Here is a 20,101-nt window from a genome sequence, read left to right as displayed (position 1 = left end):
TGTTTACACCGACCTTATGCGCGGGTTGATTAGCAGGTAGAGCAAGTCGACGATGATGTTGACGATGATGAATGCGATTGCCACAACGAGCACGCCGCCTTGCACCAGGGTCACGTAGTTCGCTTGGATGCCGGTGACGAGCACACGTCCCATGCCCTGCAGGTTGAAGATGATTTCGATAACTACTGCGCCACCGATCAGGTAGCCGACGCGCAGACCGAGTACGGTTACGGGCGTGATGAGTGCGTTGCGCAGCACGTTGCGTGAGATGACGACGGCGCGGGGGATGCCGGCGCCGAGTGCGGTGCGAACGTAATCGGAGTCTAGTTCTTCAACCATTGATGTCCTAACCACGCGGGTCATTTGCCCAACGACGGGGGTGGCGAGGGCGATGGCGGGGAGGAGCATTCGGAGGAACCAGCCGGAGAAGTCGCCGGTGATTGAGGGCAGGGCGCCCGACACGGGTAGGGATGATCCTACGAAGCCGAGCACGAGGAGGCTGGCCAACCAGAATGACGGGGTTCCAAGGAAGATGACTGACAGTACGCGGATTACCTGGTCTGGCCACTGGCCGCGGTAGATGGCGGCGATGATGCCGAGGGGGAATGCGAAAATGACCGCGATGATGAGGCCAAAGAAGGTTAGTTGTAGTGTGATTGGCAGTGCTGTGCCAACGAGGTCGGAGACGCGGTTTGCGCTACCAACACCGTAGGATCCGAGGTCGCCTTGGATCATGCCTGCCAGGTAGTTGAGGTATTGAACTAGGAACGGATCGTTTAGGCCGTTGTCGATCCGGTATTTTTCCAACGCCTCTGGCGTGGCAAATTCGCCTAGGGCCGAGTAGGCCGGATCAATAGGCGACAGGTACATGATGAAGAAGACCAGTAAGGTCACTCCAATCACCATGATCGGGAGGGCGACGAGGCGCCGTCCGAGAAGTCTAAGAAGATTGTTCACAACCCATTTCCTGTTCTATCTTCGCTAAGAGCTCACGCAGATTTTTGATGGGATTTATTGTAAAGCTGAAGGGAGGGGCGGGACGTAATCCCGCCCCTCCCTTGGTTAGCTACGTGTTACTTGACAGTTACACCAAGTGCTTCAAGGCCGGTGGTGCCGATGCCTTGGAAGCCAGAGACCCTGTTCTCGTTCACACCGGTAATCATGGTGCGGTGGAACAGCGGGAAGAGGGGTGCGTTCTCCGCGATTAGATCCTGAGCTTCGCCCCACTTGGCCTTGGCTGCATCGCCTTCAAGCTGGGAGGCTTCGGCTACGAGGTCGCGGAGCTTCTTGTAGTTCTCCGGATCCGAGGTCTGCCAGAAGGTACGCTTCTGAGTCCATACGTTGTCGCCGTACCACCAGTCGATGATGATGCCTGGATCCTGTCCGAATACTGACGGGTCGCCGGGTGCCATTGCAACGTCGTAGGTTGCGGCGTCAACGTCCGCGTAGTTTGCGTACAGGTCCGAGGATGCCATGGACTGTACGTTTACCTTCAGGCCGGCTGCCTCGAGGTCCTGCTTAACTTGCGGGATGAGGTTTGCGATCCACGCGTGGTCGGTGGTGATCAGCGTGATTTCGGTGAGGCCTGCATCTGCGAATGCTGCCTTGGCGGCTTCGGTGTCGAAGTCGAACTGGGTAGCGGCCTTCTTGTATGCCGGATTAACTTCGGGCAGGAACGAGGTGGATGCTACTGCGTCTCCTGATAGACCCTGCTCAACCAGCTTCTGACGGTCGATGGCTTGGTGGAATGCCCGACGCACCTCCGGCTTGTCGAAGGGAGCCTTCGAGGTGTTGAACATGAGGAACGCGTTGTTGTAGCCCGGGGTTTCCTGGATGGTCCAGCCGGCGCCCTCAACCTGCGACTTCAGCGCCGAGGGAACGGTTTCCATGATGTCGATGGTGCCGCCCAGTGCTGCGGAGAGGCGGGCCGAGTCATCCTTCAGGATGTCCCAGTGCATCTTCTCTACCGTTGCGGGCTTGGAGCCGTTGTAGAACTCGTTCGGAACGGCTTCAATGGCGGTGTCGGTGATGGATTCGTACTTGTACGGGCCGGTACCAACGGGGAATGCCGTCATCTCTTCCTGCGTGGAGGAGGCGGGAATTACCTTAACATTCACGAGGCGCTGTGCCAGGTTGGCGAACGGGTACTTCAGCTTGAACACGAGGGTGGAGTCGTCCTTGGCGTCTACCGAGTCAACCATTGCGAAGAACTGCTGGTAGATGGAGGTCGCGTCCGTGGTGCGTGCCCAGGACTCGAGGTAGTCCTTTGTGGTGACGGGAGTGCCATCGGAGAACTTGGCATCCGCACGGAGCGTGGCTTCGTATTCGGTCTCGGAAACCTGCTTGAGTTCCCCGTCAGCAAGTGCGGGGTAGACCTCGTAGGTTGCCATGTCGAACTCGTACAGGCCTTCCATTACGTGCCAGTTCGAGCCCATTGCGAGGGCTGAGGACGTGGTGGAAGGATCGTAGTTGGTGGTTTCGTAGGCTACACCCAGGTTCAGGGTGCCGGTGGGTGCACCATCACCGGCCGCACCTGTAGTTTCTGTGGTGCCTTTGTCTGCCCCTCCGCCACAAGCCGAGAGCGCGAGTGCCGCGGCTGCCGCAACTGCGGCTACTTTGGCCCAGCGTTTCGAAGAACTCATAACTTTTCCTCTCCATTGAGATGGGAATGAAACGGATTCGCTTCACTTCTGAAACAATAAGCATCGTTGCTACGTATCAGTTAGGATAATCGTATGATGACAGACAACCTGATGCAAGTGTTTTTAGGGACTACTTCAAAAAACTTGCCGAAAAAGGCTGAGTCCGGCCGAATTGCGTCTGTTCACAGATCCAAAGCCACGATGGATGCGGTGAAGGCGTACATACTCGACCATCAGCTAAAACCTGGCGATCCTCTTCCTACGGAAATCCAGCTGTGCGAAGATCTTGGCGTTTCCCGTTCCTCTGTGCGCGAGGCGATTCGTAAGCTCGAAGCTTTAGATATTGTGCGCGTCCAGCAAGGACGCGGCTCGTTCGTTGGCGAAATGTCGCTTCAGCCGATGGTTGAAACGCTGGTTTTGCGCTACGCCCTGGACCATTTTGAAGGATCGGAATCGCTGCGACACGTTGTAGCTATTCGCAGGTACATTGATCTGGGGATGAGTGACAGCTTGGCGCGGGAGATGAAGGGAACTTCTAATCCGCAGCTGGAAGAGCTAGTTCAGGTGATGATTAAGAAGGCCGAGGCCGGGCAGACCTACCTGGAGGAGGACATTGCTTTCCACAATGGGCTCTCCTCCTACCTAGACAACAGCCTGCTAAATCAGCTGGTTGCGGCAATGTGGATGGTGCACCAGTCTTTCATTCCAGACATGGAGGAAACGATCCGGCCGGACTTGGTATCGACCGCGAAGGCGCACGCCCTCATGTTGGAAACTGCGCAGGCTGGTGACGCGGATGCGTATCGCGCTGCCGTTTACGCTCATTACGAGCCTCTTGCAAACATTCTTGATCTCAGCTGATTTTAGAGCAATGAACATTTCATCGCGGCGCGCCTCGCATGGGGTAGCGCCACGTTTATTTTGGGGACGACGATGATTATGCCCGGTAACGTTTGGTTTTCGAAGTGGACTGGCGGTGCGGCCACGGTTATGAGCGGCCCTGGCTGGACTCTCGAGGTGGATGGTGACTGCCTAGTATTCTCGGGAGACAAACCGGGACCCTTTCACTACGCGATAGAGGACACGCGCCTAAGAGGCGAACACACGGTTGCGGTTTATACGGGCGGGCCTACCCGCATTTTCCTGGACGGATACGAGGTGTGGTCTGCGCCGGTAACCGTTGGCGACCCGGTGGATGCGGATTCTTCAATTACGCTAACTGAAGCCGCGTATGAGGACGTTGCTCGCGCGGTAAGGCAAGGTGGCTCCCTACCGGCCGCGTTGGTTGAGTTCGCGGCAATGGAGCTCAATGAACGCGATGCCGCACGCATTGGTGACTTGCGCGAATGGGCGGTACACGCGCGCTTCCGGCTGCGCGGGAAAGGCCAGTACGGCACCGTGTTTGCTGCCCAAAGCCAAGGCAAACCCACGCTCACTGCTTTCGTGAATAAGGAAGGCATCCGAGTGGAGCTACCCGCGGCAGCTACCCGGATGGAGTGCGCTGGTGCTTGGTCTGATGGGCGCTGGCACGACCTCGTAATCGCATTTGGAGGCGGAGCAATCGAGGTGTTTGTGGACGGCTGGTTGACGGGCCATGTTCCTGGTTCTGCACCGCACTTTGATCGCTTCATGGTTGGGCAATCGCTGCACGGCGAGCGTCTGATGGGCGAGGTTAGTCGCGGCGGCATCTACCCAGCGTTAAACGATCAGCAGATTGCGGCTCTGAGTGGGCGCGCCTGCGTATTTCAAAACCCCGTGTTCGACCTCTTCCCAAACGGGATTTTTCACCGGATTCCTAGCCTTTTACGCCACAGTAGCGGGCGCCTGGTTGCGTTTGCGGATGCTCGCCACGGTCTACCAAATGATTCTCCGAACGTAACCGAGATTGTCGCGTCATTTTCTGACGACGAGGGCGACACGTGGTCTGATCCGCAAACTATTGCTGGCTATCCGTCAAACCCGGAGGAGCCAATTTCGGTTACGGATCCGGCGTGCGTGGAGGATGCCAAGGGCCGCATCCACTTGCTGTTTGACCTGTATCCATCTGGCATCGGTCTGCTGAATTCGCAGCCGGGTCACGGCCATGACGGAGAAGATCTGCTACTACAAGCGAAAGACGGGCAGGAGTTTTTGGTGCCCGGAGGTTGGCCCGAGCGGCCAACACCGGTGATGACGCGAGACGGTGAGCCCACCGAGTTTGTTGCTGAGGCCGGACCGCAAATTCTTGGAAGAGGCCCGCTAACGGTAGTCCCAACGGGGCACATCGCTATCGTGACGTCTTCGGATAGAGGAGAAACCTGGTCAAGTCCTCGTCTATTAACTGCCGATGTTAAAGACGAGTGGATGACGTTTCTGGGAATCGGACCGGGCGCGGGGATCCGCTTGCGCCATGGGGATAACGCGGGCCGGCTGCTGGTGCCCGTATATTTTTCAAACGAGGACGCTTCGCAATTCTCGGCCGCGGTAATCTACTCCGATGACGACGGCAAAACGTGGCAACGTTCCGCTTCCACTAATGACGCACGCACGGTTGAGGGGAAGCAGGTGGATCCGCGCCGCTTCACTAATCCCGCGGCAACGATGTCAGAGTCCGCGGTAGTTGAACTACCCGATGGAGACGTTGTGATGTTTTCGAGGTCGCAACGCCCGTTCGTCCAGCGCGCGGTTTCACGAGATGGGGGTCTAACTTGGGGCGAGGTCACGGAGGAGACACAGATTTCGGAGATTTTTTGCCAACCGGCAGCCACAGCCCACGAAGGCTTCATATATTTTGCTAACGCCTCCCGAATGTTGCCGTACCGTGGGTGCGGAACGTTGTATCGAACCGACGCGCAAAGCCTGACGCGTCCGGATGCGAAACCAAACTGGATTAGCCTAGCGATCAATCCGCGCCACCACGGCTACCAGAGCATCGTTGCCCTCGAAAATGGGATCGGAATGCTGTGGGAGCGAGAAACCGCGGGCGTATGGTTCAGTTTCATTCCCTTTTCCCTTTTTCCGGCCGCTGAATGAGGATGCACAGCGACACGCGCAGATTTAACTAGTGCGGAATTGAAAATTTCGGCCACCCACAAAGTAATATGCTCATAAATACCTAACTAAAGCGAAGCCAAAGAGGGCGCCCAATGAACGCACACCCCACTAGAACTTTCATAATGCAGATCCTGCGATTACTAGTCTGGGTGGTCATCGCCGTTGCGCTAGTTAAGTTCGCGTTCTTTCCAAACCAACAAAAGGCGCCGGATTTGGTAGGAGATGGGGACTTCACGTTCCCCACCACGCAAGTGACGCGCTCCGATATTTCGCACGAGGTCACGCTGGATGCGTCGGTTGTGCGAAACAAGTCTGAAACGGTGAAGGCAACGGCGCAGGGTACCGTCGTGTGGCTGTTCGTTGAGGACGGCGCAAAGGTGAACGCGGGCGATCGCATTATGCAGATCATGCAAAAGGAAGTTCCTGAGGCTCCCGATCCGGGCCCCGATGGTGAAGCGGGACCGCCCCCTGCCGCGGTTGTGACTTATCACGACGTGATTGCGGCCTCGCCCGGCACGATTTCTTTGGATGCCCTCATCGACCAGCAGGTTGAGGTTGGCACGCCCGTTGCAACTATCGTGCCCGACACGTTCCACGCAGAAGTTCCCGTGACGCCCGATCAGTTGTATTCGCTTCAGGGCGTTCCCGAGGAGGCCGAGCTGGCCGTCACCGGCGGGCCCGCACCGTTCAAATGCACCGGTCTTAAAACCGTTACCGGCTCTCCGGCACAAAAAGAGGGCGAAGAGCAAAGCAACTCCGGTCCTCAGCTACGCTGCGATATTCCCGAATCAGAGCTCGTGTTTGACGGCGTGAAGGCCAAGCTAATCATTCACGGCGGCGAGGCCAAGAACGCCCTCGTCGTACCGGTTACAGCTGTGGAAGGCCGCTACCAGAAGGGCACGGTCTACCTCCCCACGGACGACATTACGCAAAAGCCCGAAAAAGTTGAGGTTAAGCTTGGCATTTCGGATGGCTACCTCATTGAAATCAAAGAGGGCCTAACGGAAGGCCAGGAGATTTTGGAGTTCGTCCCCCGCCAGGACAACCAGAATAATGATCCGGCAGGTGACGACATGGGCGCGGGTGGAGTCGGTTAAACCGTGTTAGAACTTACCGGTGTAACCAGAACGGTCACTCTTCAAAACGGCAATCCCCTCCCGATTTTGCGCGGGGTTGACCTAACCGTGTCCGCGCGCGATCACATTTCGATTGTGGGCCAGTCCGGAACGGGTAAGTCGACGCTACTAAACATCATTGGCATGTTGGATTTACCTGATTCGGGTTCATACATTTTTGCCGGCGAGGACGTAGCTAAGCTCTCCGAAAGCAAGCGTGCGGCTCTGCGCGGCAGCTCGTTTGGTTTCGTATTCCAACAGTTCAACCTGTTTAATGCACGCACTGCCCTGGAGAACGTAGAGGTGCCGCTACTGTATTCGTCCTCAACAAAAACGCTGTTTCGCCGCTCGAGTTTGGCTGCAGAAATGCTTGAGCTTGTGGGCTTAGGGGACCGTTTAGAGGCAATGCCCAGCCAGCTATCGGGTGGTGAGCAGCAACGCGTTGCGATTGCTCGCGCCCTCGTGCGCAGGCCAAAAGTGATCCTCGCGGATGAGCCCACGGGCGCCCTCGACCTGCAAACCGGCAGTATGGTTATGGACCTGCTGGAGCAAGTGGCAGCAGAAATGAACTCCGCCCTCATCATCATTTCGCACGACATGCAGGTAGCAGCTCGCGCGAGGCAGATTTATCAAATTTCCGAGGGCGTGCTGGTTAAACGTAGCCATGAGCAGGTACGCGATGCTTTAGCTACCCGGTCCCTAGAGGTGGAGGCGCAGTGAACAAGATTCTGAGCGCCCTAATCGAGGCCTGGGGCGAGATCAAGATTAACAAGGGTCGGTTTGTACTATCGCTGACGGGTGTGGCCGTAGCCGTATGGGCAATGGCAACCGTTCTGGCGTTAGGCTCGATGGCACTTGCAACCGACGAGTATTTCCAAACAATCTCGGGAAACCGACCGGGTATCCTCACTTTCCAAGCCACTCCTTCAAGCGGTGACAACGCCAATCCAGAAAGCAAGTTTGGTCCCTACGGTCCGTACGGCCCCGCCGGTTACGGCGCTGGGTCGGATCAACCGCAGTTTGGCAAGAGCGCCGACCTCGTAGAGGATTCCACCGGCACGCGTACAAGCAAGTTCGGGGCGGCCGCGCGCGCAACCATGACGGACCTAAAGGTCACCAACTGGTCGCGTTCGGTGAGAGTATCTCCGAACATACGCACCTCCTCGTGGTCCTCCAAATGCGATTACAAACAGGAAGACTGCTTTGATAAGCAGGTGGAACTAAGCGGCGTTGACCCGATTTACTTCAAGTTTTTTGCGCGCCAGCTTTTGGTGGGGCGTTTCATTAATGACGCCGACGCGATGCTGCAGATGAATCCTGTTGTGATCAACGAGAAGCTGTGGGACAACATGGGCAGGCCCAATCCGCTTAACTATCCGCGGATCATTGTTGAGGGCGACCCCGGCTTAACCCTTACCGTGGTGGGCGTTGTAAAAGGGCAAACGCGGTGGGATCAAAACGAGATTTTCATGCATTACGACGGCCTGATTTGTTCACAGCCTCGTCTTGCCACGGGAGAAAACGCCGCTCCGGATCTGGAATCTGGCGAGCTACGCGCACTGGTTCCCGTTGGCGAAGAAGAAAATGCGAACGATGTTGTACTAGCAACGCTAAAGTCTCAACTTGGGCCTAACTGGCAAGTTGAAAGCTACTGGTCCGGTGAACAATCCGATGTGGGCGAGGGGCAGCGAGCCATCATCACAACCATCGTCTCCATCATTGGTGGCATTGTGATTATGCTAGGCGCGTTTGGTTTGTTAACCGTTTCGATTGTGACGGTTCGCCAACGCATTCGCGAGATCGGCATTAGACGCGCAATGGGCGCATCCGCTCGGCGCGTGTTCTTCTCTGTGTTCCTCGAATCCGTGGTGGCCACTACGGCCGCCGGCTTTACCGGCGTGCTGCTATCTATCCTCACTATCCGGCTTGCCCCGAATGACTGGTTAGACTTCCCGATCCCAATTTCATCCATCCCCTACCCGATGACCGCCGCCCTTCTGGGCGTCCTCATCGCGGCCGGTGTGGGAGCTCTTGCAGGTATCATTCCCGCGGCCATCGCGGTAAAGGTAAAACCAATCGACGCAATCAGGTACTAACACCTACTAGTATTTGGCCCGCTTACCCCGATACTTATCGGAATGTAAGCGGGCCTTTTCACGGCTGTGGTTGCGATTTGCTAGACAAACTGGCTTATCCACGAAGCCTGTTTTAGGAAGTGGTGCAGGCCGCCGCCATCATGCCCGGCGTAGGGGTAAACCTCCATTTCGGCGGGCGCGTTATAAACGTTGTAAGCCGCATATGTGGTTGAAGGCGGCACCGTCACGTCCATCATGCCGAGGCTGAACAGTGCCGGGGCTTGAGCGATGCGTGCAAAGTTCACGCCGTCAAAATAGTTCAGTACTTGCTCATAATGGTCTACGGAGCCCGGGTGGGTGTTGAAGAAGCGCGCTAGTTCGCGATACGGATTGTCATCCGTGAGGTCAACTCCCCGCATCAGGTAACAAAAGCCCGCAACATCGGGCATGGAGGCACGCACGCGATCATGAAGAGCCCCCGCCGCGATGGACAGGTAGCCGCCCTGGGACGCACCCGTAACGAACACCCGCGACTTATCCACAAACGGAAGCTCCAACGCAGTATCCACAGCCATTACTGCGTCGGTTACCAGCCTGCGGAAGTAGTAGTCTTCCTTGCTTTCAATCCCGTTCGACATGAAGCCGCGAGCGTGAGGAGAAGCTGGATGAGGATCCGGCGTAGCAGCGTATCCTCCAAAATCACCGCCCTGCCCGCGCGAGTCCATCGACAGGTGCACGTAGCCTGCCATCGGCCAGTGCGGGTAGGCGCCGGGGATTCCTCGCCCTCCCCCATAGCCGTGATACTGCACCATGATTGGCAGATCGTTTTGTTGCATAAAACCGGCCGGCCCGGACAGCCACCCCCGGATTGGGTCCCCCATAAAACCGGGGAATTCGAGGTCGTAATAGTCGATCTGCTTATACGGGGTGTCAAGTGGGGTTAGCGAATAAACCAGGCCACCCCGAGCGATCTTCTGGCGGGTTTGTGCCAGCGTATTCTCCCAAAACGAGGTGAAGTCAGAGGGCATGTGCACGTCGGGTTGGAACGTGCGCATCTCGGTCAAAGTCAGATCTGTAAGTGCCACCCCACCAGATTAACGCTCGCCCGCGAGCGCGATTCCATTTTCAAGACCAACACCCCTTTCGTCTGATGTCTTATTTGTTAGGATTTGAGAGAAACATTTGTGCACGCAAAGGAGCCAGCGGTGGCACCAACCTCCTCAGCCACAACCAGTCCCCGGCGTTTTATCGCCATCGACATTGGCGGCACCAAAATAGCCTCAGCCATCGTGGAGCTTGCCAGCCCCCTCCCCCTCGTTAGCAACAAGTCCGAGGTTCCCACCCCCGCCAGGTCCGGGTCCAAGGCCGTAGTTGAGGCCGTGTTTGAATCAGTTCGACGTTGCCTCGCCCTCGAAAATGAAGCCCCTGCGGCTATCGGCATTGCATCTGCAGGCGTTGTGAATACTGAAACCGGAGCGATCATTTCCGCAACGGATTTGATCAAAGGCTGGGCCGGAACGCCGCTGGCAAAGCTGGTGGAGGAAGAATTTGGCTTGCCCGTGGCCACCTTGAACGACGTGCACGCTCACGCCCTTGGCGAATGTACTTACGGGGCGGGGAAGGAATACGGCTCTGTGCTCGCGGTAGCGGTTGGCACAGGCATCGGCGGGGCTATTGTTGCAGACGGCAAGCTCCACATGGGTGCGCACTTCGCCGCCGGACACGTTGGCCACGTTCCCCACCCGCTCGCGGCCGGTTTCCCCTGCTCGTGCGGCGCTAGTGGACACATCGAGTCCGTTGCGTCCGGCACCGGCCAGGTTGATCTTTACAATGCGCGCACAAGTGCGAATGAGGACCAGGCCAAGAGCGGGAGAGAAATCACTCAGCGCGCGCAGGCTGGCGAGGCCCTTGCCACTCAGGTTCTGGCAGATTCGGGCGCCGGGCTGGGCGATGCGATTGCGGGGATCGCGAACTGTGTTGACCCTCAGGCGGTGGTTCTATCGGGTTCGGTCACAAGGTCGGGCGAGATCTGGTGGTCCGCGCTCAAGAATGCCTTCCAAGCCGGAGCCCTGCCCATTCTTAAAGAAATCGAAATACTTGAAGGCACGCTCGGATCTGACGCTCCCCTACTTGGCGCCACCACCTGGGCCGCTTCCAAACTTGAAGGAGTAGAAAATGAACGATAGGGCAAACACCCTTCTGCAACAGATCAAAGGCGGCCTTGTGGTCTCGGTCCAGGCCTATCCGGGCGAGCCAATGCGCCACCCCGAAACGATGGCGCAGATTGCGCTCGCCGCGCAGCAGGGCGGAGCGGTGGCTATTCGCTGCCAGGGCCTAGCCGATATTTCTGCGATTCGCGGTCAGGTGGACGTGCCCGTTATCGGCCTGTGGAAAGACGGCCACGACGGCGTATTCATTACCCCCACGTTGCGCCACGCGCGTGCGTGCATGATGGCCGGAGCCGACATTGTTGCTCTTGATGCCACGCGCCGTCCCCGCCCAGATGCCCTAACCTACGCACAAACCGTGGCGGCCCTGCACGATGAAGGAGCCGTTGTGATGGCTGATTGCGGGTCTTTTGAGGATGCGGTTATGGCCGCCGAGGCCGGCAGTGACATTCTCTCCACCACGCTTTCGGGCTACACCGGTGAACGACCCAAAACCGATGGCCCCGACTTTGAAGTGCTCCACCGCATCGTCGAGGAATTCCCCGACCATCCCGTGCTGTGCGAAGGCCGCATCCACACGGTTGATCAAGCCCGTCAAGTAATGGAAGCGGGCGCCTGGGCAGCCGTGGTTGGCACCGCAATCACGCACCCCACGTCAATCACCAGGTGGTTCGCAGCCGCCGTCAAAGAGGGCGTAGCCAAGTAGCTAACAAAGAGCCGGTAGCAAAATCCCGCTACCGGCTCTTTGCCTAATCTTGCAGTTCGAACTCGACTTCAACCTCAACGGAAGCATCGAGCGGGAGTGCGTTCACTCCAAGCGCGGAGCGCACGTGCTGGCTGCCAAAAATCTCCTGGTACAGCTCCGACGCCCCGTTAATCACGGCCGGTTGGGCGTGGAATGCGCGCGAGGAAGCCACAAAACCCGTCACCTTCAACACTCGCTTTATACGATCTACTCCCCCGGCAGCCTCAGCCGCGGCAGCCAGCGCGTTCAAAGCACATAGGCGCGCAGCCTCGTACGCCTCCACTGGACTGGTCCGGTTCGGTCCAACGCGGCCCTGGCACGTCACCCGCCCGTCCGCCATCGGCAACTGACCGGACGTGCGCACCGTATTTTCAAAAACGAGGGCCGGCGTGTACGCCGCTACAGGAGCCACCACCTTCGGCAACTCGATACCAAGTTCTTCCAAACGCTCACTAACACTCATAGCAGCTCCTTCCACCCCAAATTTATCAAGCAGGGCCCGAGCAAAAACTCAAACCACGCGCACACACGCCTGGATTTGCGGCACTCGGCACAAAGAATTGAACGCGCCCTTACTTGCGGGTATCGTCCACAATTCGGGCAGAAAACAAGCGCCCTTCGGAGCGCGAAGCGTTTTGCTGTAAGTTTCCCAATAGAAAATAGCATTCGAGATTGGAACCGTGATGAGCGCTCCTCAAAATACCCCATCGGGACCACAGGCTGGTGAGTCTGGGTCAAACCCGGAGAAGTTGCAGCGAAAGCTTGGGGCTCGCCACCTGAACATGATCGCTATGGGCGGCGCTATCGGCACCGGCCTCCTCGTTGCGTCTGGCGGTTCCATCTCTCAAGCGGGACCGGGTGGCGCCCTAGCCGCCTACGCAGCCATCGGTTTCATGGTCTACCTGCTGATGCAATCGCTGGGGGAAATGTCCACGTGGCTACCCACCGCTGGTTCGTTCGAGAACTGGGCAACCCGCTGGATCTCACCCTCATTTGGCTTTGCAACCGGATGGAACTACTGGTTCAACTGGGCTATCACCCTGGCCGCAGAGATCGTGGCCGTTGCGCTAGTCATGCGGTACTGGTTCCCAGACGTGCCCTCCTGGGTGTGGTCAGCCGTGTTCCTCACCGTCCTATTCCTTATCAACGCATTCACCGTTAAGGGATTTGGGGAAACCGAGTTTTACCTCGCCCTCATCAAAGTCGTTACGGTGATCGTGTTCTTGATCGTTGGCGTTGCCATGATTTTTGGCATTTTGGGCGGCCCGTCCCCCGGCACCCAAAACTGGACTTCTGGTGACGCCCCGTTTGTTAACGGATGGTTGGGATGGTTCTCAATTATGATGATCGCGGGCTTCTCGTTCCAAGGCACCGAGCTTATTGCGGTTGCCGCGGGCGAGGCCGAGAACCCTGAGCGCACCATCCCTAAGGCTGTGCGCACCGTATTCTTCCGCATCACCTTGTTCTACATTGGTGCGATTGCTGTCATCGGATTCCTGTTGCACTACTCTGACCCGCACCTACTAGCGGCAGATATTGGCGATATTTCCATCTCGCCCTTCACCCTCATTTTTGAGCGCGCGGGCATTCTGGCTACGGCAACCATAATGAACGCAGTGGTGCTAACCGCGATCTTGTCAGCAGGAAACTCCGGCATGTACGCCTCATCCCGGATGCTGTATTCGCTAGCCCTGTCGGGCAAGGCCCCCAAGATTTTCACCAAGGTAAACAAACGCGGCGTCCCCATGCCCGCCCTCCTGGCCACCACCGCGGTAGGCGCATTCGCCTTCATCACGTCACTGATTGGCGATGGAGCGGCTTACCTGTGGCTCATCACCGTCTCCGGCCTGTCCGGCTTCATCGTGTGGGCGGGCATCGCGTGGAGCCACTACCGCTTCCGCAAGGCCATGAAGGTCCAGGGTCACGATCCGGCCGAGCTTCCCTTCCGCTCCAAGCTGTTCCCACTCGGCCCCATCGTTGCCCTCATCATGGTTCTGGTCATTATCTTCGGGCAGAACATGGAGATATTCTCAGGCCAGTTCAATGTTGGCGCAATCTTCTCAACCTACGTTGGTCTGATCGCGTTCCTGTTGCTGTGGATCGGCCACAAGATAGTTACCCGCTCAAAAATGGTAGACCCCGCAACCGCCGATCTTTCACGCGTAGACCACTAAAGCATTCGTCTTCATATTTTAGAGGGCGCCTACCGGTAAAAATCGGCAGGCGCCCTCTGCGTAAACCATCAGCTGCAGATGTCCCCGCGGCAAACCGTGCTGCACTCCAAGCAAAACTCGTGAGAGCAGAGGCTCTTGTTAAGCGATGCGCAAAACGTTGCTGAAGCGGCGTAGCTCCTCGATAGTGGAAGTTGATTTTGCCAGACCTTCCAGGGAATTAACCTCAATCAACACACCAAGAACACTCGGATTGTGGCGCAAGCCAGAGATGGTCTGGGCGGGCGTATCAGCATTTACCGAAACGATCACGGTGGTTCCCGCTCGGCGCGCCGCCGCGAGGATTCCTGCGGTGGCCTCGGCCCCAAAGTCCGATGCGTTAAACGAGACGTAGCTAAGACCCACTATCGACATTGCGCGCATTGCCTGACGGACCGTGCGCACACGCACACCCCAATTGCGAACCAGGCCCTCATCCTTCAAGGAGCGAAGCGTCTGCACCTGCTTGCGCGAGAGCAAATGGTCCGCGCACTGTCCGGTTAGCTGCACGATGTCCAGGTTTTCTCTGCCCGTGCGTTGGAGTGCCGCCAAGATGCTAACTTCAAGGAGCTGCGGGTCCATACCAAGATCGGGCAGCGCCGCGGATTCGCTTGGGTTACCAAGGTGGATACTCAAAGCGGACTGAGCGGGAGCATCTGCAAGAAGGGATTGCGAAGAGGAGTCCGTGGCCTCAACAAAACGCAGGCCGGAAAGATCAACCTGTTCCACGCCGGCGCTCTGTGCGCAGCGAGCGAACGCATTGGTCAAGCTAACACCAACTGGAGCGTCCAGACTCACCGATTGTGAATCGAATGCCGCACTCATCTCAAACATCGCAACCCCCTATCCTCTTTTACGATTAGGTAAAGCTACTTTACCATCTATTGACTTTGTTCTTTGCCTCATTTTGCAAATTGTCTAATTGATCGCAAAAGGCTCGCTCCTTCGAGCGAGCCTTTCCTTAAATCATTAGCTACTTCAACGCCGTCTCAAGGTCTAACCTCAGCCCGGCTTTGCAAACTCCAACCCTCGCCGGCTAGACACACAGACCAGTTCACCCGTTTGCGGATCAGTGAACTCGAGATTCTTCGCCAGCAACTGTAGCTGCGCGAATCCCGGCGGGGTTTCGTCTAGCCCGTACTTTGCCGCAAACTGTCCTCCATACAGCGGGTCACCCACAATCGGAATACCCACCCCAAAAAAGTGTGCGCGAATCTGATGCGTGCGCCCAGTCACCGGCTCAACGTCCCACACCTGCAAACCCGCTCCACGCACCGGCCCGGAAGCCTCGGGAACAAAACCGGTAGCGGGGCGCATAATCGTCTGCGAGTTAGGCTCACCAGCCTCGTTAAAAACCCTCATTCCGCGCTTTTCAATACGCGAAGTAACGCACAGGTAGGGGCCGCGCTCATCCACGCCGCCTGATACTGCAACATTCTCGTGCGCCCGAGCCGCAAACCAGCTCACGTCCAATGCGCCCGCACTATCCACGCCAGAGGGCTCTCGGCCCGGCAACCCCGCAGCGTCCTCCGCTGGGAGACCCGTAACCGCAAGGTATCTCTTCTTCACCTCGCCGCGCGAAAACATCTGCTGATACATGCCGCGCTTAGCCGGATCCGAGGTCGCTAAAATCACCCCGGCCGTGGCTCGGTCCAAGCGGTGCGCAAACACGATGTCATCATTGCCCTCCTGCCGGCGAAGCGCCACCGTTAGCGTGCGCGCCACAAACCTACCTCGCGGCATTGTGGCTAAATCATGCGGCTTATCCGCAATCAGCCACCCCTCACCGCGAGCCAGCACCTCCACCTCAATCGCGCTCGAAGGTTCGTCCGGGATTGGCCTATAAATCCACACGCCCTGCGAAAGACTTACCGTAGAAGCGTCCGCATCCAAGCTCCTCCCTCGCGAATCAACCACATCCCCGGACGCAAAAATTGCTTCAATCACGGCCTCATCCAGGGTTGGAAACCGATTCACCAGGGCGTCGCGAAGCGTCAAAAAATCCGAAACGCCCACGCGAATCGGGCGCACTCCCCCACGAGCGGGAGGCACGTGCCTAACGGATCGCATCCATCACGCGCACAGCATCCAACGCCCGCATATGCGGCAGCGGGTCAACGCCCATCGAGATCACGTAGTCCGTCAACTGTTCGCGCACCTCGTCTACAAGTTCCTGCACGTTCCACGGCTTTGTGAAATAGTGATCCAAGCTCGCCTCATTCAGCGCCCGAATCGTGTCTTCCTGATCCGCCTGGCCCGTCACCAGCACCTTGCGCGTATCTGCCGTCTGCTCATCGGAGGCCAGCGCAATCAAGAAGTCAACGCCAGACTCTCCCGGCAACCTGTGATCGGCCAGAACCAGCGCAAGCACGTCGCCGTCCTCTTCAATCTCATCAATCGCAAGGCGCGCGTCCTCCGCCGAATCAGCCACCTCAATGCGGCATACGCCCTGAAACGACTCGAGGTCACGCTCTAGCGCGTCGCGAACCTCCGGCTCGTCCTCCACAATCAAGATCGCAAGCTTCATCATTCCTCGTTTCCACTATCTTCTAACAACAACTTTTCCACATCTGACCCCGCAACGGGTAGAACCACAGAAATCGTCGTGCGCCCTGGCACGGACGCGATCGAAAGCGAGCCGTCGTGATCATCCACAATCGACTTCGAAATCGACATTCCCATACCCAGCCCAAACCGCACCTGGCCGCCCTTCGTAGTGAAATGAGGCTCCAAAATGCGATGCACAAGCTCTTGGGGGATGCCCGGGCCGTTATCGGTAATGGCAACCCGCACGTGCGCTTCATCCGGAGCCGACGTTTCCACCACAATCTTCGCCGCTTCCTCACCGCGCGCCGGAAGCGAGGGGGTGGGCGCCTGCGCCACCTCTCCAGCTTCGTCCTGGATAGCCTCTGCTGCATTAATGAGTAGATTGGTCCACACCTGCTCCAACCGCGCCGGATATGCGCGGATCGGTGGCAAATCCGCGAAGTGGCTCTCCACTTCCACCCCGCGCATGCGATGCGCGGTTAGGCGTAGCACGTCCTCGATATTCTCATCCAGATCCACGCCCTCCACAGGGGACGTATCCGGACGCGCATACGCCTTCAAAGAAGACACCAAATCCGTAATCCGTCCCGCGGCAACCGTGGAGTTTCGCACCGAACGTCCGATTCCAGCCGCGGCCTCAACGACCTCCAACGACGGGCCATCCGAGCCGCGTCCAAACCGGCCCTTCTTCTGCCCGCGCAACACATGTCGCACCTGATCTGGATCCGTAATGCCAGCGCCCACCAGCCTCTTCGCCAGCTCCCGGTTGTCATCAGTTAAAGCCATGACCTCGCGCACCAAAGCCCGCTCCTGCGCCGTTGAACGCGGACGCGCATCGCGGGCGCGCACCATCGCTTCCGCCGCATCCTCCATGCCACCGCGAGCGCCCAACACTGTAGCCACATCGCTGGCAATATGCTCGGTGGCCCGCTGCAGCGCCGCCACGGGATTGTTCAACTCGTGCGCGATGCCAGCCGAAAGCTCACCGAGCATCGCGAACTTCGTTTGCTCCACCAGCTGTTCACGCGCTGAACGAAGCTGCTGAAGCGTTTCAGACAGGTTCTTCCGCTCCATCTCAAGCTGTTCGGCTAACTCATGGTTTTCGATATGGAGGTACTCGGCGCGCACCAACCGGGCGGTGAGAGCCTGGATTGCCACCACCGCCAAGTTGGCTGAAGTATCGGGAGAATGTTGGAGCACGAACTCCAACTGCTCAATAGACAGGCGAACCAACTCCACCTGCGTTGTGGTGGTGGACGTGAACATGGCTCGCTGTTGGCGGGCCAGCGACAGCAATCCGATGAGCGGCCCAGAAGTAGCATGATGCAAAAGCACGTCCCCAAACTGGGAAGAGCGATGCAAAGCCACCGAACCGCTGAGCACCAGGTACACCGCGTCCACAGACTCGCCCTGACGTGTCAGGTCCACACCCTCGGGCAACACCATGCGTGGGCGCGGTCCCAAAATCCGCTCAATGCCCTCCAGAAGCACGCGCTGCACCTGCTCACCCGGAGTGTCCAATCCGTACAGCAAATCACCCGCTCGCGGTTCATCCCACGCATCAAACCCGGCAGTCACCCGCGTTATTTCCGCGTCCGGCAAATACTTGAACAACCACCTGTTGATCACCGCCGAAACCTGCTCAACCAGTGCGGGCGGAGTCCACGGCACCGCCACCACCGACACCAAAGAGCCATCATTCACAGACCGGGCCACGTCCTCGTGCCGCTTCTTATCCGTGATCAACACAAAGCCAGATCGCGCCAGCACACCAAACTTACGTAGGCGCTCCACCACCTCGTCCACATTTCCAAGATGCGGGGAAATGAGGACGCCCGGCACTAAACACTGGCCGGTCTCGCACTGTGACGCGAGCGCGCGCTCCACCTGCTCAAACCCGAACGCAACACGCACGTCGCAGTTTTTCAGTTGCCCTTCAATATCAGAGGCCGCCTGGCAAACCGGATCGCTCTCATCTGCGGCAACGGCCAGAATATGCAGCATGTATTCTGCCGAATCGCCGCCCACGCGCGTCACGCTCACATCTACCTGCTTTCCGCTAAACGCCTCGCGTTACAACAGGCCTGCCCCGCCCCAGTACAGTGGCATCACAAAAGCGAGTAGCAACGTGCCGGACACGCCAACCACAAGACCCGTCTTGATCATGCGCGGCGTGCTGATCTCGCCCGTCGAGTAGGCAATAGCGTTCGGAGGCGTCGAGATCGGTAGACACATGCCCAGCGAACAACCCAGCGCCAACACCACCGCGATCTCGGCCGGCGTTGCCGCAACCGATGCGCCCAGACCCATACCGAGCGGAATCAACAGGTTTGCCGCGGCCGAGTGCGAAATAACGTTTGACATCAAGAAGCCCACTCCCGCTAGAGTCAGCATAAGCAGAGCAACCGGCACGGCCTCCCAATTAATGAGGCCAATTATCCAAGCGTCGAGGCCCGTCTTACCCACACCAATACCCAGGGCAATACCACCCGCCACAAGCCACAGCACAGGCCAGTCAAGGTTGCGCAGATCATCACCCGACATCGCCTGCGTCACCATCAGTAACACCACGGGTACGAAACCAACCGTGTTAGACGAAATGCCGTGTAGCGGTTCCGTCATCCACAGCAACACGGTTATTCCTGCCACTACATAGAAGATAGTTGCGTTTCGACCGCGATCGAACTTGGCACTTAGATCAAGCTCGATGTTTAGGTCCTTCGGCATGTAAGCAAATGCTAGCCATGCCCACGAGATTGCCAGCACCACAAGCATTAGTGGAATCGCCAGAGCCATCCAGCCGATGAACGAAATATGAATGCCTGCGCTTTGGAGCGCACCTAGCGCAATAGCATTGGGCGGCGTACCCACGGGCGTACCAATACCGCCCACGTTCGCGGCCACCGGAATCGCCAGGGCCAGGCCAACTCGAGACTTCCCCTCGGGCAACTGCGCCAAAACCGGCATGAACACCGCAAACATTGTGGCTGTTGTGGCCGTATTCGACATGAACATCGAGAGGGTGGCCGTGATCAGCATGACGCCCATCAACATCATCTTCGGAGAGGACAAGAACGGCTTCAGCATAACCGCTGCAATCGCCTTATCCACACCAAACTTTGCTGCTCCATCCGCAAGCATAAAGCCGCCCAAGAACAAGATGATCACTGGGTTAGCGAGCGATGCAAAGAACGTGGCAGAAGTCGGCACACTGTCAGGAACCGGCAAAAGAGCTTGATCGGAAACTAGCAAAACCTCTGCCATTATCACCAGCACAGCGGTAGCAGACAGTGGGATAGCTTCGGTCACCCACAGCATGATCGCGGCCAAGAAGATCGCCAACATGCGCGAGCCCACCGGATCAAGACCCGGAATGTCCACAACAAACGGAACAATAAAGCCTATTACTGCGGCGATCTGACCAAATCGCTGAAGCTTGGTGGCCTGCTGAGCGATCACTGCTTTTGGCCCCGACTTACGGGGCGCGGACTTCCTAACCGTCGGCGTAGCTGAACGACGCCGAACCTGCTTAGATCCGGGGGTCATACTTTGCGTCCTCATCCATA

General features: G+C 57.8%; 17 protein-coding genes. 8 read left to right on the top strand and 9 right to left on the bottom strand.

Annotation, left to right across the window (positions count from 1 at the left end):
* Window positions 1-3: 3 nt before the first annotated feature.
* A complete protein-coding gene (locus HMPREF2891_RS08520; RefSeq protein WP_070664997.1) occupies window positions 4-957 on the bottom strand; it encodes an ABC transporter permease in 954 nt (317 codons plus the stop codon).
* Between the two features lie 116 nt (window positions 958-1,073).
* Window positions 1,074-2,642 carry an ABC transporter substrate-binding protein gene (locus HMPREF2891_RS08515; protein WP_070664995.1) on the bottom strand — a complete coding sequence of 523 codons (1,569 nt, stop codon included), beginning with the start codon at window positions 2,640-2,642 and terminating at the stop codon, window positions 1,074-1,076.
* 93 nt (window positions 2,643-2,735) lie between these two features.
* On the opposite strand from HMPREF2891_RS08515, the gene HMPREF2891_RS08510 reads away from it, so the two are divergent.
* From HMPREF2891_RS08510 to HMPREF2891_RS08490, 5 genes are all read left to right on the top strand, one after another.
* Window positions 2,736-3,503 carry a FadR/GntR family transcriptional regulator gene (locus HMPREF2891_RS08510; RefSeq protein ID WP_034509819.1) on the top strand — a complete coding sequence of 256 codons (768 nt, stop codon included), beginning with the start codon at window positions 2,736-2,738 and terminating at the stop codon, window positions 3,501-3,503.
* A 72-nt stretch (window positions 3,504-3,575) separates the two neighbouring features.
* Window positions 3,576-5,654: a sialidase family protein gene (locus HMPREF2891_RS08505; protein WP_070664993.1), complete on the top strand. Its 2,079-nt coding sequence runs from the start codon at window positions 3,576-3,578 to the stop codon at window positions 5,652-5,654.
* Window positions 5,655-5,797: 143 nt separating this feature from the next.
* Window positions 5,798-6,772 carry an efflux RND transporter periplasmic adaptor subunit gene (locus HMPREF2891_RS08500; protein ID WP_083311325.1) on the top strand — a complete coding sequence of 325 codons (975 nt, stop codon included), beginning with the start codon at window positions 5,798-5,800 and terminating at the stop codon, window positions 6,770-6,772.
* A 3-nt stretch (window positions 6,773-6,775) separates the two neighbouring features.
* Window positions 6,776-7,510, top strand: coding sequence for an ABC transporter ATP-binding protein (locus HMPREF2891_RS08495; RefSeq protein ID WP_070664990.1), 735 nt, complete (start codon window positions 6,776-6,778; stop codon window positions 7,508-7,510).
* On the top strand, window positions 7,507-8,886 hold the full coding sequence (locus tag HMPREF2891_RS08490) for an ABC transporter permease (protein WP_070664987.1): 1,380 nt from the start codon (window positions 7,507-7,509) through the stop codon (window positions 8,884-8,886). Before HMPREF2891_RS08495 ends, HMPREF2891_RS08490 begins: the two co-directional genes overlap by 4 nt.
* 80 nt (window positions 8,887-8,966) lie before the next feature.
* Here HMPREF2891_RS08490 and HMPREF2891_RS08485 read toward each other — a convergent pair whose 3' ends face one another.
* Window positions 8,967-9,950, bottom strand: a complete 984-nt coding sequence (locus tag HMPREF2891_RS08485) for an acetylxylan esterase (protein WP_083311324.1) — start codon at window positions 9,948-9,950, stop codon at window positions 8,967-8,969.
* A gap of 120 nt (window positions 9,951-10,070) precedes the next feature.
* Between HMPREF2891_RS08485 and HMPREF2891_RS08480 the strand changes: the two genes are divergently transcribed.
* Window positions 10,071-11,051 carry an ROK family protein gene (locus HMPREF2891_RS08480; RefSeq protein WP_186822322.1) on the top strand — a complete coding sequence of 327 codons (981 nt, stop codon included), beginning with the start codon at window positions 10,071-10,073 and terminating at the stop codon, window positions 11,049-11,051.
* On the top strand, window positions 11,041-11,739 hold the full coding sequence (locus HMPREF2891_RS08475) for an N-acetylmannosamine-6-phosphate 2-epimerase (RefSeq protein WP_070664985.1): 699 nt from the start codon (window positions 11,041-11,043) through the stop codon (window positions 11,737-11,739). The genes HMPREF2891_RS08480 and HMPREF2891_RS08475 overlap by 11 nt, the downstream gene beginning before the upstream one ends.
* A 43-nt stretch (window positions 11,740-11,782) precedes the next feature.
* Here the strand turns inward: HMPREF2891_RS08475 and HMPREF2891_RS08470 are convergent, their stop codons facing one another.
* Window positions 11,783-12,241 (bottom strand): RidA family protein, encoded by a 459-nt coding sequence (locus HMPREF2891_RS08470; protein WP_034509829.1) that lies wholly within the window; start codon window positions 12,239-12,241, stop codon window positions 11,783-11,785.
* 220 nt (window positions 12,242-12,461) lie between these two features.
* On the opposite strand from HMPREF2891_RS08470, the gene HMPREF2891_RS08465 reads away from it, so the two are divergent.
* On the top strand, window positions 12,462-13,952 hold the full coding sequence (locus HMPREF2891_RS08465) for an amino acid permease (protein ID WP_070664983.1): 1,491 nt from the start codon (window positions 12,462-12,464) through the stop codon (window positions 13,950-13,952).
* Window positions 13,953-14,090: 138 nt separating this feature from the next.
* Here the strand turns inward: HMPREF2891_RS08465 and HMPREF2891_RS08460 are convergent, their stop codons facing one another.
* The 5 genes from HMPREF2891_RS08460 to HMPREF2891_RS08440 all read right to left on the bottom strand — a co-directional run bounded on the left by HMPREF2891_RS08460 (window position 14,091) and on the right by HMPREF2891_RS08440 (window position 20,096).
* Window positions 14,091-14,822: an aldo/keto reductase gene (locus HMPREF2891_RS08460; RefSeq protein ID WP_070664981.1), complete on the bottom strand. Its 732-nt coding sequence runs from the start codon at window positions 14,820-14,822 to the stop codon at window positions 14,091-14,093.
* Window positions 14,823-14,990: 168 nt separating this feature from the next.
* Window positions 14,991-16,040 (bottom strand): pseudouridine synthase, encoded by a 1,050-nt coding sequence (locus HMPREF2891_RS08455; protein ID WP_158237814.1) that lies wholly within the window; start codon window positions 16,038-16,040, stop codon window positions 14,991-14,993.
* A 4-nt stretch (window positions 16,041-16,044) separates the two neighbouring features.
* Window positions 16,045-16,515, bottom strand: coding sequence for a response regulator (locus HMPREF2891_RS08450; protein WP_070619552.1), 471 nt, complete (start codon window positions 16,513-16,515; stop codon window positions 16,045-16,047).
* Window positions 16,515-18,578 (bottom strand): sensor histidine kinase, encoded by a 2,064-nt coding sequence (locus HMPREF2891_RS08445; protein WP_148131757.1) that lies wholly within the window; start codon window positions 18,576-18,578, stop codon window positions 16,515-16,517. The genes HMPREF2891_RS08450 and HMPREF2891_RS08445 overlap by 1 nt, the downstream gene beginning before the upstream one ends.
* Before the next feature lie 30 nt (window positions 18,579-18,608).
* Window positions 18,609-20,096, bottom strand: coding sequence for an SLC13 family permease (locus tag HMPREF2891_RS08440; RefSeq protein ID WP_261666862.1), 1,488 nt, complete (start codon window positions 20,094-20,096; stop codon window positions 18,609-18,611).
* Between the last annotated feature and the right edge of the window lie 5 nt (window positions 20,097-20,101).

The sequence above is a fragment of the Actinomyces sp. HMSC065F11 genome, assembly GCF_001813085.1.
Classification (GTDB): Bacteria; Actinomycetota; Actinomycetes; order Actinomycetales; family Actinomycetaceae; genus Gleimia; species Gleimia europaea.
This window is presented reverse-complemented; position numbering and strand designations above follow the sequence as displayed.

Coding starts and splice junctions, on each gene's coding strand:
- HMPREF2891_RS08515 (WP_070664995.1), bottom strand. CDS start 2,642: ATGAGTTCTTCGAAACGCTGGGCCAAAGTAGCCGCAGTTGCGGCAGCC.
- HMPREF2891_RS08505 (WP_070664993.1), top strand. CDS start 3,576: ATGATTATGCCCGGTAACGTTTGGTTTTCGAAGTGGACTGGCGGTGCG.
- HMPREF2891_RS08475 (WP_070664985.1), top strand. CDS start 11,041: ATGAACGATAGGGCAAACACCCTTCTGCAACAGATCAAAGGCGGCCTT.
- HMPREF2891_RS08440 (WP_261666862.1), bottom strand. CDS start 20,096: ATGAGGACGCAAAGTATGACCCCCGGATCTAAGCAGGTTCGGCGTCGT.
- HMPREF2891_RS08465 (WP_070664983.1), top strand. CDS start 12,462: ATGAGCGCTCCTCAAAATACCCCATCGGGACCACAGGCTGGTGAGTCT.
- HMPREF2891_RS08450 (WP_070619552.1), bottom strand. CDS start 16,515: ATGAAGCTTGCGATCTTGATTGTGGAGGACGAGCCGGAGGTTCGCGAC.
- HMPREF2891_RS08470 (WP_034509829.1), bottom strand. CDS start 12,241: ATGAGTGTTAGTGAGCGTTTGGAAGAACTTGGTATCGAGTTGCCGAAG.
- HMPREF2891_RS08500 (WP_083311325.1), top strand. CDS start 5,798: ATGCAGATCCTGCGATTACTAGTCTGGGTGGTCATCGCCGTTGCGCTA.
- HMPREF2891_RS08460 (WP_070664981.1), bottom strand. CDS start 14,822: ATGTTTGAGATGAGTGCGGCATTCGATTCACAATCGGTGAGTCTGGAC.
- HMPREF2891_RS08510 (WP_034509819.1), top strand. CDS start 2,736: ATGATGACAGACAACCTGATGCAAGTGTTTTTAGGGACTACTTCAAAA.